12 protein-coding genes are annotated in these 14,065 nt (G+C 49.5%); 3 read left to right on the top strand and 9 right to left on the bottom strand.

Annotated features, from left to right (window positions below; translation table 11 throughout):
• Window positions 1–14: 14 nt before the first annotated feature.
• Complete coding sequence (locus JCM12296_RS07935) at window positions 15–1,868, bottom strand: response regulator (protein ID WP_054691413.1); 1,854 nt, start codon at window positions 1,866–1,868, stop codon at window positions 15–17.
• Between the two features lie 553 nt (window positions 1,869–2,421).
• Here JCM12296_RS07935 and JCM12296_RS07930 point away from each other — a divergent pair.
• From JCM12296_RS07930 to JCM12296_RS07920, 3 genes are read left to right on the top strand one after another with little or no spacing between them, the layout of a single operon-like run.
• The gene (locus JCM12296_RS07930) at window positions 2,422–3,423 is read left to right on the top strand and encodes an ABC transporter substrate-binding protein (protein ID WP_246804064.1); all 1,002 of its coding nucleotides are present in this window, start codon (window positions 2,422–2,424) and stop codon (window positions 3,421–3,423) included.
• A gap of 27 nt (window positions 3,424–3,450) precedes the next feature.
• On the top strand, window positions 3,451–3,882 hold the full coding sequence (locus JCM12296_RS07925; RefSeq protein WP_054691411.1) for a 50S ribosomal protein L11 methyltransferase: 432 nt from the start codon (window positions 3,451–3,453) through the stop codon (window positions 3,880–3,882).
• Entirely contained in the window at window positions 3,879–4,475 is a 597-nt protein-coding gene (locus JCM12296_RS07920) for an SAM-dependent methyltransferase (protein WP_054691410.1), read from the top strand. Before JCM12296_RS07925 ends, JCM12296_RS07920 begins: the two co-directional genes overlap by 4 nt.
• 64 nt (window positions 4,476–4,539) lie before the next feature.
• On the opposite strand, the gene JCM12296_RS07915 is transcribed toward JCM12296_RS07920, so the two are convergent.
• The 8 genes from JCM12296_RS07915 to JCM12296_RS07880 form a co-directional block, all read right to left on the bottom strand.
• The gene (locus JCM12296_RS07915; protein WP_157067456.1) at window positions 4,540–4,788 is read right to left on the bottom strand and encodes a hypothetical protein; all 249 of its coding nucleotides are present in this window, start codon (window positions 4,786–4,788) and stop codon (window positions 4,540–4,542) included.
• Between the two features lie 8 nt (window positions 4,789–4,796).
• On the bottom strand, window positions 4,797–6,185 hold the full coding sequence (locus JCM12296_RS07910; RefSeq protein WP_054691408.1) for a hypothetical protein: 1,389 nt from the start codon (window positions 6,183–6,185) through the stop codon (window positions 4,797–4,799).
• Between the two features lie 111 nt (window positions 6,186–6,296).
• Entirely contained in the window at window positions 6,297–8,933 is a 2,637-nt protein-coding gene (locus JCM12296_RS07905; RefSeq protein ID WP_054691407.1) for an MFS transporter, read from the bottom strand.
• A 291-nt stretch (window positions 8,934–9,224) separates the two neighbouring features.
• Entirely contained in the window at window positions 9,225–10,040 is an 816-nt protein-coding gene (locus JCM12296_RS36100; RefSeq protein ID WP_172683811.1) for a diaminopimelate epimerase, read from the bottom strand.
• 43 nt (window positions 10,041–10,083) lie between these two features.
• Window positions 10,084–10,323 carry a cyclic di-GMP-binding domain-containing protein, MshE-related gene (locus JCM12296_RS07895; protein ID WP_054691405.1) on the bottom strand — a complete coding sequence of 80 codons (240 nt, stop codon included), beginning with the start codon at window positions 10,321–10,323 and terminating at the stop codon, window positions 10,084–10,086.
• The gene (locus JCM12296_RS07890) at window positions 10,301–12,109 is read right to left on the bottom strand and encodes a cache domain-containing protein (RefSeq protein ID WP_157067455.1); all 1,809 of its coding nucleotides are present in this window, start codon (window positions 12,107–12,109) and stop codon (window positions 10,301–10,303) included. The genes JCM12296_RS07895 and JCM12296_RS07890 overlap by 23 nt, the downstream gene beginning before the upstream one ends.
• Window positions 12,043–12,444 (bottom strand): hypothetical protein, encoded by a 402-nt coding sequence (locus tag JCM12296_RS07885; protein WP_157067454.1) that lies wholly within the window; start codon window positions 12,442–12,444, stop codon window positions 12,043–12,045. Before JCM12296_RS07885 ends, JCM12296_RS07890 begins: the two co-directional genes overlap by 67 nt.
• Before the next feature lie 247 nt (window positions 12,445–12,691).
• The gene (locus tag JCM12296_RS07880; RefSeq protein WP_054691402.1) at window positions 12,692–13,990 is read right to left on the bottom strand and encodes an ABC transporter substrate binding protein; all 1,299 of its coding nucleotides are present in this window, start codon (window positions 13,988–13,990) and stop codon (window positions 12,692–12,694) included.
• Between the last annotated feature and the right edge of the window lie 75 nt (window positions 13,991–14,065).

The following is a 14,065-nucleotide window of genomic DNA, read 5'->3' as shown; positions in this document are numbered from 1 at the left end:
TCATTGCCATGTTGTCACCGCTGGTTCAGGGTCGTTGCGCGTATACGGCCGTCGGCGTTGACCGGCTGCTGGGGAGCCGTTTTTTTTAGCCTGTTTTCGGCTGTCTGCAGCAACGCTTCCAATTCTATGGAATCGTTCGGACAAACCGCATACCCAAAGACAAACAGATCGGACGCACGACATCTCATCAACTGAATTTCTTTCAACTGCCGATCGATCAGTTTCTTCAACCGATGAATAAAACGAAAGGTCTTTTCTTCGTCCGTTTCCGGGAGAACGAAGAAGAATGTCTGATCCGAACGTCTTGAAGCGACATCCAGCTTGCGAATATTCTTCTTTATCAACGCACCCAACTTGATGACGAATGCGTCGAATTCATTCTGCGGCATTTTTCTCGCAGGGCTGGCGTTCATGTTAAATGCCATCATAACAATGGCAACATGGCTCGTTTCGCGAGAAAAACGCTGCAATTCGTGTTTGAGCACATGGATGCAGTACTCAAAATTGTATAGCCCCGTCGCGGGATCGGTGATCCACTGCCGAAGGGTGGGCTTCTTGCCCTTGCTCAGATATTCAAGCAATGCTTTCTTCTTCAGGAGCACTTTAATGCGCGCCCGAAGTTCGTATATATTGATGGGTTGCGTCAGGAAGTCATCGATATAGTCCTCGAAATCAGAAAAATTCGACTCGAGATTCGTTTCCGAGAGGATAAACAGGACCTGGCAGTTTGGCCGGTTTCCCCCCCCATTTTTCAGGTTTGCACAAAGCTCGATCCAGGCAGCCGGCCATGATTGGTTTTCCATAATCAGGATATCCGGCGGTTCCTGGCGAATCCGTTCGGCCGACCGTTCGAGATCCTCATTGATGTGGATGTCGTAGCCTTGACCAAACAGATACATGCTGATTTTGTTGCACTGTTCCGCGCTATTAACCAAAATCTGAACTCGGAAATTTCGGTCAACCAAAGCTTCCCCTGAGGGCAGCGCAAGCTCGGTATCGTGAGCACGACTATCCGTTTCAAGCAGCCGGTCCTGGCAAACCTTCATGTTTAAAAGGGACTTGACGCGGGTATGGAGTTCATGGGTGTTAACGGGTTTGTTTAAAAAGTCGTCCGCTCCGGCTTCACTCCCCATGACTTTGTAATCGTGCCCATCCAGCGCGGTAATCAAAATGATCGGTATTTGCCGGGTCTTCGCATTCGCCTTAAGTTGCCGCGTCACTTCAAAACCATTCAGTCCCGGCATCATGATATCGAGCAGAATCAGGTCCGGAAGGACATCTTTCGCCTTGGCTAGTGCCTCGTAACCGTCCACGGCCTTAATGATATTCGGGTACTGACGGCACAGCTTGCCATGCAGCAGTTTAAGGTTCATCGGATCGTCGTCAACGATCAGCAGGGTAATATCGGTTCTGCTTTGATCTGCGGCGGGCACCGCCGTGATAGGCCTTTTCTCAGGCAAGCAGGGTCTGATGTCATCGATAAACTGACGTGTGTTGATCGGTTTGGTGATGTACCCGTCGCAGCCCGCCGCCTTTGCTTTTCCGGCATCGCCTTCCATGGCGTAGGACGTCAGCGCGACAACCTTAATATGCTGCAGTGAATCGATGCTTTTGATGATACGCGTGGCCTGCAACCCATCCATTCCCGGGAGTTGGATATCCATCAAAATGAGATCCGGGGGGGTTTGCCTGGCGATTTGAATTCCGGTTTCTGCGTCACCGGCCTCCAGCACGGTAAAATGGTGTATCTCGAGCAGGCTGCGTACCAGTTTACGATTCTTCGGATTGTCTTCGACGACCAGAATGCGCCCTTGGGAAGTGTCTTCGGAAAAGCGGTGAGATGATATCGTGGAATGAGAATCATTCATATAGGGGACAAAGCCCTTTCAAGCAACCGTATCATGTTCCAAATCAACGCTGGCCCCGCTTTATGGATTGAGCGGACAACCATGCAGCCGCCTCACGAATGATGGTCGGGCGGAATCGCAACGGGGTCACTGTATGTTGCAGGCCGACCCTAATGAATGGCGACCTGGAAGCTTACAGCGACGTGTATCGGCTATTTTGTCTTTTTCTTTAACCACGAATCCATAGTGCCGGCAAACCGATCTTAACCCCGTGCAAATGCTAAAGTCCTACCCTTAATGACCGATGAGGTGGATGATATTGTATAATGGGGTCGGCCACTGCTTACCCATTACGGCAAAGTGATAATCATCTATCCCATGAATGCCTTCCGGAGGAATTGAAATGCCTAGCCTCAGACGATTCATCTTGTGCTTGATCATTGTAACGATCACGGTTGTCCCTTTAAGTGCCATCGCCGCGGATAAAGGCCATTTTTCGACGAAACCCACGACCCATGATGGAAAAAAATGGCGGATTGGCTACTACGAAGGGGGCACGTACATCGATTACCAATTGATCTTTGCCGAAACCGTTAAAGCCTTGATGAAAATGGGGTGGATTGAAGAAGAGCCGCTGCCGCCACTGAAAGGTGAAGAAACCGCCGGCTTGTGGAATTGGCTGACGGAACACGCAAAAAGTGAGTATTTGGACTTCGTTAAAAACGCCCATTACAGTGCCAAATGGGAAGATAACGAAAGAGAGACAACCGTTAACACTATTATAAAACGGCTGAACACCCGGAAAGATATTGATTTAATGATTGCCATGGGCACCTGGGCGGGCAAGGATCTTGCCAACGCTTCCCATACAACCGATACCATGGTCGTTTCCGCAAGTGACGCGGTTAGCGCCGGCATCATTAAAAGCATCGAAGACTCCGGGTTCGACTATGTTCATGCCTATGTGGATCCCTACCGATACCAGCGTCAGGTAAGGGTGTTCCATGATATGATTGGCTTCAAACGCCTCGGTGTCGTCTATGAAAACACGGTTGATGGAAGAAGCTATGCCGCGATCGACATGGTCGAGAAAGTCGCCAAAGAGCGTGGTTTTCAAATCGAACGCTGTTTTGCCGTTAGCGACATTGCCGATGCGGAAAAAAGAGAAGACGCATACGTTGGCTGTTTTGAACAATTGTCGATGAAAACGGATGCGATTTACGTCACGGTGCATGGTGGTGTCAGTTCGCGGAGCATCCCCAAAATTGTCGAAATCGCCAATGCCCACCTTATTCCCACATTTTCGCAATCGGGTTCCGAAGAGGTCAAGCGGGGAATTCTGGCCTGCCTTTCCCAGGCTGGGTTTAAATATGTGGGTCAGTTTCATGCGGAGACGTTTGCCAAGGTTTTCAATGGGGCCAAACCCAACGATCTTGACCAGGTTTTCGAGGAGCCTAAGAAGATCGCCATCAATTTAAAAACGGCAATCGCCATCGGATACGACCCGCCGATTGACGTGCTGGGGGTCGCCGATGAAATTTATGAAGATATCGTATGCGACACCGCAACAAAATAGGTATGTTTTATCAAAAGGATCTGTGCGATGAGTGAGAACAAGGATTTCAAGGCGATCCTCAAGGAAGGCTACCAATGCCTTGACCAAGCCCAATACGGCGACGCGATGGAATGTTTCTTGAGGGTCATGGGCGTCGAAGAGATCCGGCACGAAGCGACAACGGCCTATAACCAAGTGATCCAGATGGTCGTGCCACGGTATCATTTCAACATGCTCAACGATGTGGAACGTAACGAAAAGTATAATCGCGCCATTAAAAACAGTGTTGACGCGAGCACATTGGTGCTGGACGTGGGCACGGGCTCCGGGCTACTCGCAATGATGGCTGCCAGGGCCGGTGCAAAACACATTTATGCCTGTGAGATGGTGCGTCCCGTGGCTGAAACCGCCAAAACCGTCGTGGCCGCCAATGGATATTCAGACAAGATCACGATCATTGGAAAAAATCCGACAAATTGATTCTGGGGATCGACATTCCTGACCGTTTGGACCTTCTTGTTACCGAAACCATCGATTCCGCGCTGATTGGCGAAGGCATCATTCCCATTATCAAGCATGCGCGGCAACATCTTCTTAAGGAAAATGCCAGGATACTCCCCGTGGGTGCCCGTGTATCGGGCTGTCTAATCGAAAGCGACGTCATTTATGGCATGAATCACGCCGAAATGGCGGTCGGTTTGGATGTCCGCAAATTCAATGCGCTATCGACGCTGGGTGCATTCCCGGTACGTCTTAAGATGTTTCCCCATCGTTTTCTTTCAGCCCCGTTCGACGTATGCCAATTCGATTTTCAGTCGGGATCGCTCGAAAAACGAACCTTCCGGATCCCCTTGCGTGTGGAGCAAGACGGCCGATGCCATGGCGTGGCCTTCTGGTTTGACTTGGATATCGATAAAGATACGATGTTTTCAAGCTCGCCCACAAACGCGAAAACGCACTGGAAGCAAGCGGTTCAGTGCTTCCCCGCACCGGTTCCGGTCAAAAGCGGCCAATCGATGACATTGAATGTCGTTCAGGACCTGACCGCGTTTGACTTCACCATGGAGGGCTGACCCAAAATCCACACTACGTAAACGTAAAGGGTGGCAGGACGATCGATGCACGTCCTGCCACCCTCTATTTGAGAACGATTCTACCTGAAAGCAAAGATGCGTTATCCTCGGCCACGTCGTCTCTCCAGCTGCCGGAACACAACTGCTTCACTGCTGGAGGAAAATCCTGAATCGTTTCCGACAAAGCACACATGTGTGCGTCCTTGACACTCATGGATTGCATGCGCCGGATATCGGCTTCGTCGAGTCCCCCGCCGGCAATCATCTCCAAAGGGCCGGCCGGCACGAGGCCGCCGTTCTGCCAGCGGTGCATGACAGCGATCATTCCTGAAAGATATACCGCCGTCGGCACCATCGACACCTTCCTCGCGGCATCATCATACCCTCCGTATCGTTGAGCGCTTTGACGAGCCCGGCCTGCATCGATGGCAAATACTCACATTGGAAATATCCTCCGACGCAGGTAACGCCACGGGCCAATGAGATGACCAACAGACTGGTAAAAACTGACGGTAGAATCGTGTTGCTTGAAAGGGCCTCAAGAATCGCGTCAATGGAAAATGGCATTTCCAAAACATTCCCGCGATCGTCGATACCCCGAAGCAGTGCGGCATTGCCGGAATCGGTTTCCAGGTATAGCGGAACCCGACGACCGCGGGCGTCCAACCCCCAAAAAAGCATGGTGCCGCAACTGCAGGGCATGTCTTTCCAGTTCCCGGCCGTGTCGTCGGCGTGAAGCCGGCGTAACAGCGCCGATGTCTGCCAGCAGGCACGACTGCCGTCCAAATTCGTGAATACATTTCGTCTGAGTTCCGGATCGAACATCACACAGTGTGCCAAGCTGTTGTGATCCCTCAGATCTTTTTCCAGCAGCGCCATTGCCACTTTTTCCAATTCGAGAACCACCAGATCTGGAAACCGCTTCGGCGCCTTGAAAATTCGATTCCAGAGGGCATGGTTCATCACCACGGATTGTTGTGAATAGGTCGGCAGGTCAAGCACATCGGAGCGGGCATATTCCTTCTCCAGCAATGCGATGATCGATGGTTCGACGCTCACCGGCAAAATCCGGTCGCGAATCATTTTCCGGAGGCGTTTTTTCGCGCGGTGAATCATATCCATTTTGAATGGTTTCGCTGAACTGACCATCTGCCGCCTCATTTTATTGGAAAAGATCGGAATCTTATTGGGAATGGAATCCAGGCCGGTTTCCAGGGCTTGATAGCAGAGCATCCCCAATGGATAGGTCAAATTGTCCAACGGAACCGTTCCACAGGCAAAAACGGGAACGGTACGCAAGTCAGTGCCCTCCCCTTTTCGATTGAGCGAAAAAATGAGGTTTCCTTGAAAATCCTGGGCGAAATACGCGATTCCATGATGGTTTGCGGTCAGGATCATCGGAGACCGCTCGAGATCCGTTGCCAGTCGCCTTGCAATGGTTTCACCCAGAAGGGATCTGGCATAGTCCTCGGCAACCGCCAGTAAATCCTCGATTGGCTGCAATGGCCGGATATCCGATGGCTGAATCAGATCGAGATATTCACAAAGCGAGCGGTTTCCATGGTTGCGGATCGCATTTCCGAGAACCGGAAATTGCCTGCAGGCAAGATCAAGGTAGCGCTCGCTGGCACGCCGATGGGAAGCGTTGGCGGTTGAATAACACGCATGACAATCATCGCTCTGCCCGGCTATCTCATGGGGGATCAACATAGACGACTCTTCATGAAGATGAATGGTATGATCGCTGGAACATCGCTGCCTTGAAGGCACGATCAAGGAAAACGAACGCAAACAAAATGATCGTTGTGGAACACCGGCATCCTAAAATGCCATCTGTTGCTGGTCCCTCACCGTAAACACAAGAAAAAGGATTGCCGAGGCAAAATAGGCCAGGCCGAAATAGGTGATCCCCTGTTCGATGTTGGTCGAAACGATCAACCAGCTAAAGACGATGGGTCCCAGGACCTGCCCCCCCCGGCTAGTCGAACGGAAAATGCCGATCGACTTTCCGGCGCCCAATTCTTCGGTCACCTTCAGTCGTAACGTATAGGCGCTTTGTGAAGCCAGCACAAAGCTGCTGGAAAGACCCAACAGCAGCATCGAGACGGCAGCGGCGATGATGCCTTCAATCACGTTGAAGGTTAGAAAAGCGATACTCCCGAGAGCACATCCGATAAAGATATACAACCGCTTTTTATTCGATGCGTCGACATATCTACTGACCAAGGGGCCAATATAAATCAGGCAGATACCGTAAATCATCAATACTCGGCCAATGGTCGATTGGGAAGCGCCAATCCGATTAAGATAAATCGGGCTGAAATAATTTAAAAATCCAACCACTGCAATGGCCGCAGGCAAACTACTGAAGAAAACCAGCGCGATAACAATCCGGTTGCTCAGGAATCGCGTCAGCGTTTTATTGGGTACCACTACCGTTTGTTGGCTCGGTTTTTTGTAAGAACCGGGTTTGCGCATGCCGTCGCGCATGAAAATGAACGAATAAACGATGACCATGAATAAGATCAATGCACCGGTGAAGAACACCGAGCTGTACGCGTAACGATCCGCAAGCATGGCACCGGTAGCACCGCCACACAAACTTCCCGCGTAGATACCCGCAAATAGGTAGGCGAGCCCCTGTGCCTTGCTTCGGGCATCGCTGTATTCGATGACAAACCCCTGGGACGCCATCAGGGCAAGCCCGTATCCACTTCCGGTTATCGCGCGGGAAACGATAAAATTCATCACATCCGGTGCCCCCCAGGAATAAAGCGTACCCAAGGCAGCCATCGCGAGCCCGGTGATGAACGGTTCGTGCCAGCCGCGTTTGTCCAGCCATATCCCTGAAACCAGGATGCAGACACCGACGAAGAACAATTCAACGGAGATGGGAAGCCCCATGATCACATCTTTGGAAAGACCAAAGATAGGCGAGTACAACTTTTCCGTATGCAGTGGAAGAAATGACATGGAAATGTCATAACCGAAAAGCAACAAAAAAGCCGCCGGTCGCATCAACCCATAATGGATATCGGGCCGTGGTTCCATGGACGCGGCTGTTGTCGCTTGATCCTGTGAGGTGCGGTTGTGAGCCGTTATCCGTTTTATCGTTTGTTTGATCGTATTGAGATTTAATCGCTTCTTGAAGGCATCAAAAAAGCTGTAACTATCTTTTTTCTCATCAACGATGTGAAATATGAAAATCATCATCTCGACCAAAAAGAGAATCGAAATAACAAGTATCGTAATCGAATCCAACGCAATCTCGATGAGACGATCGTAAAGCGCCGGCTTGGAAATATTGGCTGAAATGTATCCCTGAATCGTTTTATCGTTGCCGTTCGTGATCGTCAGTCGAACGTTATACGCAGGGTCCCATTCCGGCAACGTTTTTTTGATATTTTCAACCTGTACGGTTGTCGCAGCCAGGCAGTTCAGGGCCTTCTGGTCCGTTGCAATGTAGAGCGGATGCCATTTGTAGTCAAAAATGGAAATATCGCTAAGCTCAGGCGAGTCCGCCAGGATTTCCTTTAAAATGAGTTCTGTATTGGGAAGATGGGTGTAAAAAACGCCCCTGTTTGATGTATTCAGCTCAATCTTGTCCTTGAGGAGACCAACCAGCAGTCTGGCCTTATCCTTGTTCATCACGAGATACTGGTCCGTAAAAGTTATGATGGTGACAGCGGTAAAGGCAATTTGAGCACTCAATATAACCGAGAATAGCAATAGCGATATGCGTGTCTTCGAAAAGGCGTGATGACGACAATCAGCATCTTTGATATTCTTACAGATCAATACCAATAGAATAATACCGAGAAGGAGAATAAGAATGAGCGATAAAAAATCCTGGTGAATAAGGATGTTTTTATTCGCCTGAACATAACCGATGGGGATGGAGATGACGATAGTGGCATTCAAATGCCCCTCATCGTCGTTCGATGGATATTTGACGAGATAAACATCGTTGCTTCGATAAAAACTCGCCTTTTCCGCTTCGATCTTATTGAGAAAGGCAATGACCGCTTGGTGGTGATGTTTGATTTCCGTGTTCAATACCGATGGATCCGTTGACGCCAGGGTTTCATGATCCGCGCCAAGGAGGGAAACCGTTATCAGCGATTCTTTCTCCTTCGAGACCAATGACGCACCACCGTTCGTCGTATCGGTGACCATCAACAACTGATTCCGGGTTTTGTTCAAAAGCGGTTGAATGTCGTACCCGCCGGAAAAACCATCCTGGGTGATAGGGACTTTCCGTAGTGAACGTTGAAAGTTTTGACCGATAATCTGGTATTGAGACAGGATGGCTTCTTCGCAAAGCTTGTCCACGGCGGATGAATTCAATATAACATTGACCCCAAACGCAAACGTAAAAAGAAGGATCGAGCCAGCAATCAGACGATAGGTTATTGATTTTTTCATTGTCATCAGCCCGTGGAGATTTTTTTCTTTCAATGGAACGACATCATCGATGCCAATCGAACATTCCGTTAAACAGGCGATACGGGACGCCCTTTATTGACCACGCATTGTCCGCATGTTCGATGACAAGTTCCGCGTCGGGGAGATGCCAGCGGCAGCGATGGGGGCGTACAATAATTTTATCGCCACCGACCCGGCCCGATACCTTGGCAATATATGCCGATGCCAGGGCACCAGTGCCACAGGATAAAGTCTCATGGTTTATCCCCCGTTCGAAGCAGCGGTGTTCAATGGTTTGCCTATCGGGCAGTACCCTGACAAAGTTTATATTGATACCAACGGGAAAGAGATTCGAGAATTCACGGACGAAATATTTACCAATAAAATCGATGAAAGCAATACTGCTGCCCGCCCGTTTTTCAACACCCGTGGCGGGTTGTTCCTTATTCGTTGGCGAAAAAAAAATTTGATTGGCGATGCCTTCGATATTAAACCCATCATCCGCAAAAACAACCAAATGCGGCTCCCCGGTAAACACGAGGCTCCGGACAACGCTACCGCCGTCGCATTGCTAAAAAAGCGTATGGAATCGGATCGTCTTATTTCATTCAATTCTATCCGGCTGATTCCATCGACCCGGTCGTTGATCGGTGTACGGGGCAGCTGAACGGCCATATCGTCGGGAACCCTGCGCGGATCGGGCATTCGCGCCCAACTGGCATGACCGTCGGATTCAGTACCGATGGCGACGACCGTCGGTGTTCGTGTGGGAATTTCAGTCAGGATCCTCGCCTGTCTAATTTGGTAGGTCTGGAATAGGTATTTTGCGATGGACATCAATCCATTTCCGCAGGAAAAGGCTTCCGTACCGTCAGATTCGAACATGCGGAAAATGAAGTCCGCACAATCCGGGTCCGGCGACTCGGTCCAATATGAACGATGTCCGTTGATCGTTTCCAGGGTCTGGTGGGTACACCGCTGAACGGCTAAAAAATTGTCGGCCCCGACGCCGAAATTGATGTCGGTCACTTCATGGGCAAAGCCCGACGTTTCCGTCTCATCCAGAATGCGCCCCTGAGTTTCATCAATCAGTACAAAATTATTGCCGTACGACGTATATTTCGAGATCGGAATAGACACCCCTGCCTCCGTGTCGCAATGTCTCTGAAAACCGGCCAGATACTCATCGCCCGACGGACAACATGTAAACCATCCGGTGGTTGATCACCTCCAGTACTTCTTCAATTTGAGATTCGGTAATATATCCCAGATCAAATAAAATCTGCCCGATGAGCCGGTGTTTTTCCGTTCCGATATTTTCTTCGGCTTGAAGTTTGAGTGCTTCGAGAAGTTGTTCTGTGGTGATGAACCGTTTCTCGACGGCGATAGTACCAAACCGCTTATGGATAGCCCTGCTGTTCATAGGAAACCTCGTTCAATGTGTCAGTATTGTCGAGCCCATTGTCATTGATGGGGATAATAAAACCAAACGTGCTCCCGTGTCCCTCACCATCACTGTGCACCCAAATGGCACCCCCATGAAGCTGAACCAGTTTTCGCGTCAACGACAGTCCCAATCCGGTTCCCTGGTATTTGCGGCTGGTCGACCCGTCCGCCTGTTCAAACGGCTCGAAGATGCGCTGTTGGTCATCGAGCTTCAGGCCGATGCCGGTATCTTTGACCCGCACGACCACGCAAGGTTCGGTGCGGTCGATCTCCTCTGCTGGGGGCAATTGATCCGGCTCGATGACCTTCAAGGCGATATCGTCCGATGCGGTCTCATCTCGATAAAAGGATGCGCAGTAGGCTTCAAGGGAAATTTCTCCCCCAGGCTCGGTAAACTTCACGGCATTGGAAAGCAGGTTATAGAGGATCTGCTTGATTTTGCGTTCATCGACCCACATGAAGCCAGGCATTTCCTCAATTGCCGTGGACAGCCGGATGCCGTTCTTCATGGCTTTTTCCTTAACCATGACAAGGCTGTTAAGAAGAATCGGTTCAATTTCAACCATGGATGATTCCAAGGAGAGTTTGCCGGCTTCAACTTTGGAGAGATCGAGAATATCGTTGATTAAGGAAAGTAGATGCAGACTGCTCTGGTGAACATCGGATAAATATTCTTCCTGCTGCTCGTTAAGATCACCAAGATGTTTGTCCAGGGCCAATTCGGTGAACCCGATAATATGGTTGAGCGGTGTTCGCAGCTCATGACTCATGTTTGCAAGAAACTCGCTTTTCAATCGATTGGACTCTTCGGCTGCTCTCTGCTTTTGTTCCGTTGTTTCGATGACTTTGAGTACATTTTTCTTGAGTTCCTTTTCCATGAAGGCAAACGACTTAGCCAGTTGGCCGACTTCGTCATTCTGTTTATTGGCAAGCTTGTCAATGAAGTCGTTGCTTGTTTCAGGCGTCGTAAAATCCATCTCTGGAATGTTTTGGGCGTACAGGGCCAGTTTCTTTAAAGGATCCGAGATTCTTGACATGAAGACATATGCGGCAGCAATACTGACGAAGAAGATGAGCCCAATGATAAGGCTCTGGCGTCCGAGCAGCCGCTTTGCGGAAGCCTGGATTTCATCCACGGGGAACACCAGCACAATATACCAGTCAAACGCTTTAAAATAACGTATATGCGCTTCAAGCAGTTGATGATCGTTTAACGCCGATCTGATATAACATATGGATTTATCACCGGTATGCGCAGCCTGCATGAGATCGTCAAGCAGTAGATTCCCGGACAGGTCATTTTTCAACGTTTGAAAGTCGATCCCATCGGTGCCTTTAGGCGCGATAAGCATGCTGCGGTCGCCATGAAACAGAAACGCCGTTCCGGTCTTGGATATGGTGATCTTGGAAAAGGTCCGGCCAAGGACCTGAACGATCTTATTGACTTTCTTTTTGGCTTCGGCTTCGATCTCATCAAAATCGATGATTGCCCCGACCGTCCATCCCCAGTTTGGAAGGGGTCGGAAATACCCCATCTTTTGTTTTTTGTTGCCCTGACTGGCGGACGGCCAATAAAAAACAGCAAAATCACCATTCGTACTTAATACATCCGGGCGCATGACCTCAAAAAGATTTCTGCCCTTCACATCTTCGACCCTACGGATTGGCGTCACATCGCGTTCACGCATCTGATGCATCAGCATTTGCGCTTCTTGGTCAAAGACAAAGATCTTGAGTTTGCCAAAGGTGGTTTCATGAAGCACCTTAGGGTTTTTTCTTTCGCCAAGGACGCTGGGATGCTTCCATTTTCGGCAAGGTTGGCCATATCGTTGGCGACAGACACGCAGATTTCGGACGCCTTTTTCAGATCCTTGGTTGCACTCAGCACCATTTCCATTTTATCGGACAGCAACTTATCGTATCCGCCCTGAATATTCAGTTCGACCAAATGGAGAATATTTCTGACGGATGAAACCTCTGCCTCCAGCATGGATTTTCCCACATAGGTGTGGGTGAAGTACATGATTGCTGCAGCTGTTGTCGCTAAAATCAATGTCGTGAAAAAAATAATCTTCGCTTTTAATGAGTAAAGCATCATCGATTACATTGACCTGTTACCGGTTTGGTGGTGTTGCCCCAACGAAGGCGTTGTTGCTGTCGGGTTCTACTGTGTCAAATCGAATGCGGATGTTTCGTCGCCTCAGTTTAAACAAAATGGTCAATGGCATTTATCGTCTGAACCTATTAAAACTTAAGAAAAACAATGGGTGGCAATCTAAGATCAGAGTGTTGCCCATTTAAAAATGGTGGTGAAATTATTTTTTATCGACATCCGAATGCCTTTCCTAGGGGAAAAAGATGTCCGTGGCGGCAATGATATCAGCACTCGGAATGTAACCGATACTTTTGGCCGTTTCTAAATTCAGGGAAATACTGAGCGGTTCTTCGAAGACCTGAACCAAGTCTCCCGGATTGGCACCATTGAATACCTTGGCAATCGTCATCGCCTCGAACTTACCCAATCCTTTGAAAGTGTTTCGGGATAGACTCATCAGGATGCCCTTCTCCACTTCTTCGGCACCGGACTGGGAAAAGGTTGGCGTACGCAAGCGATTGAGTTGCTCGGCGATCATCGGAATCGTCTTCTCGTTGACACCACTATGGACAGTGGTAAAAAATGCATCGATATTTAAAGAGATATTGTGTATGCACTGAAGATATTCCTGTTCACTCTGACCAATATCCGGGATGTCGCTTAACGCGATGCAGGACACGATGTTGAAACCCAATTCGGATGACAGCTTTTCAGCTATCGCAACGCCTGCATAGCTTCGGCCCGCGGCCGTATCTTCATAGATGAGCCCGAGTTTTTTGAACCGGATGATTTCATGAAAGAGTCTGAGCTGCCGCTCGATCAAGGTGGGATCAATGTAGACATGCAAGTTTTTCCGGCCGGATTCGGTAACCGATTGAATGATACCTGCGGCCAGCGGATCACTTGCCGTCATTACGATCACGGGCGTGTCGACGGGTGCTGTCGATAGATCCTGCCCGGCCCACGTCCCCATTGCCATTATCAGATCGATGTCACCGCTGCGCTGCAGCCGCTCAATGATGTCCTTGACGATGGATGTCCTCCGTGCACTGTCCCAGTTTTCACAATAAAATCCATCGCCGACAAAATCGATGTAGTCACTGTTTGCATGGTGGGCTAGCCACGTCCAGATTTCTTGCACAGAAAGGGTTTCAAGCATATCGGTATCGATCGCCGGCATCCAACCCAAATCTGCGAGCCCTTTCACCGTGGCCAGAAGGGTCCTTTTATAATCAATGTAATCGCCCCCCTGCAAATACCCGATACGCCATTTCTTGGATGGGGAAACGGAATGGATCGGTTCGGTATTGTACTTGGTATCCGCAGCAAACGTTGGCACAGAAAAAAACAAAGAAAAAGAAGAGGGATGATCGTCCGAGCGATAATTTTCTGCATGTTTTTCTCCCATGCCCATTGCGTCAAAATACCAGGCGATAAAATCGGCAAATATGGCGGCACCTTTAGCTACTTTTCGGCCCCGCCAGGCACCGTGGAAGACCGCTATGCTTGATGCGCCTTGTACCGGCCGCTGATCTGACCGCTTTCGCATCGATCATCAAAATGAATCTTTTACGATGCCGGCAAGACGGGATATCGTTTTTAAGATAATGTTTTGGCAAGGTTT

It is taken from the genome of Desulfosarcina cetonica JCM 12296 (assembly GCF_001311845.1).
Taxonomy (GTDB): Bacteria; Desulfobacterota; Desulfobacteria; order Desulfobacterales; family Desulfosarcinaceae; genus Desulfosarcina; species Desulfosarcina cetonica.
The sequence above is the reverse complement of the archived record's forward strand: the minus strand, read 5'-3'. Positions and strand labels throughout refer to the sequence as shown.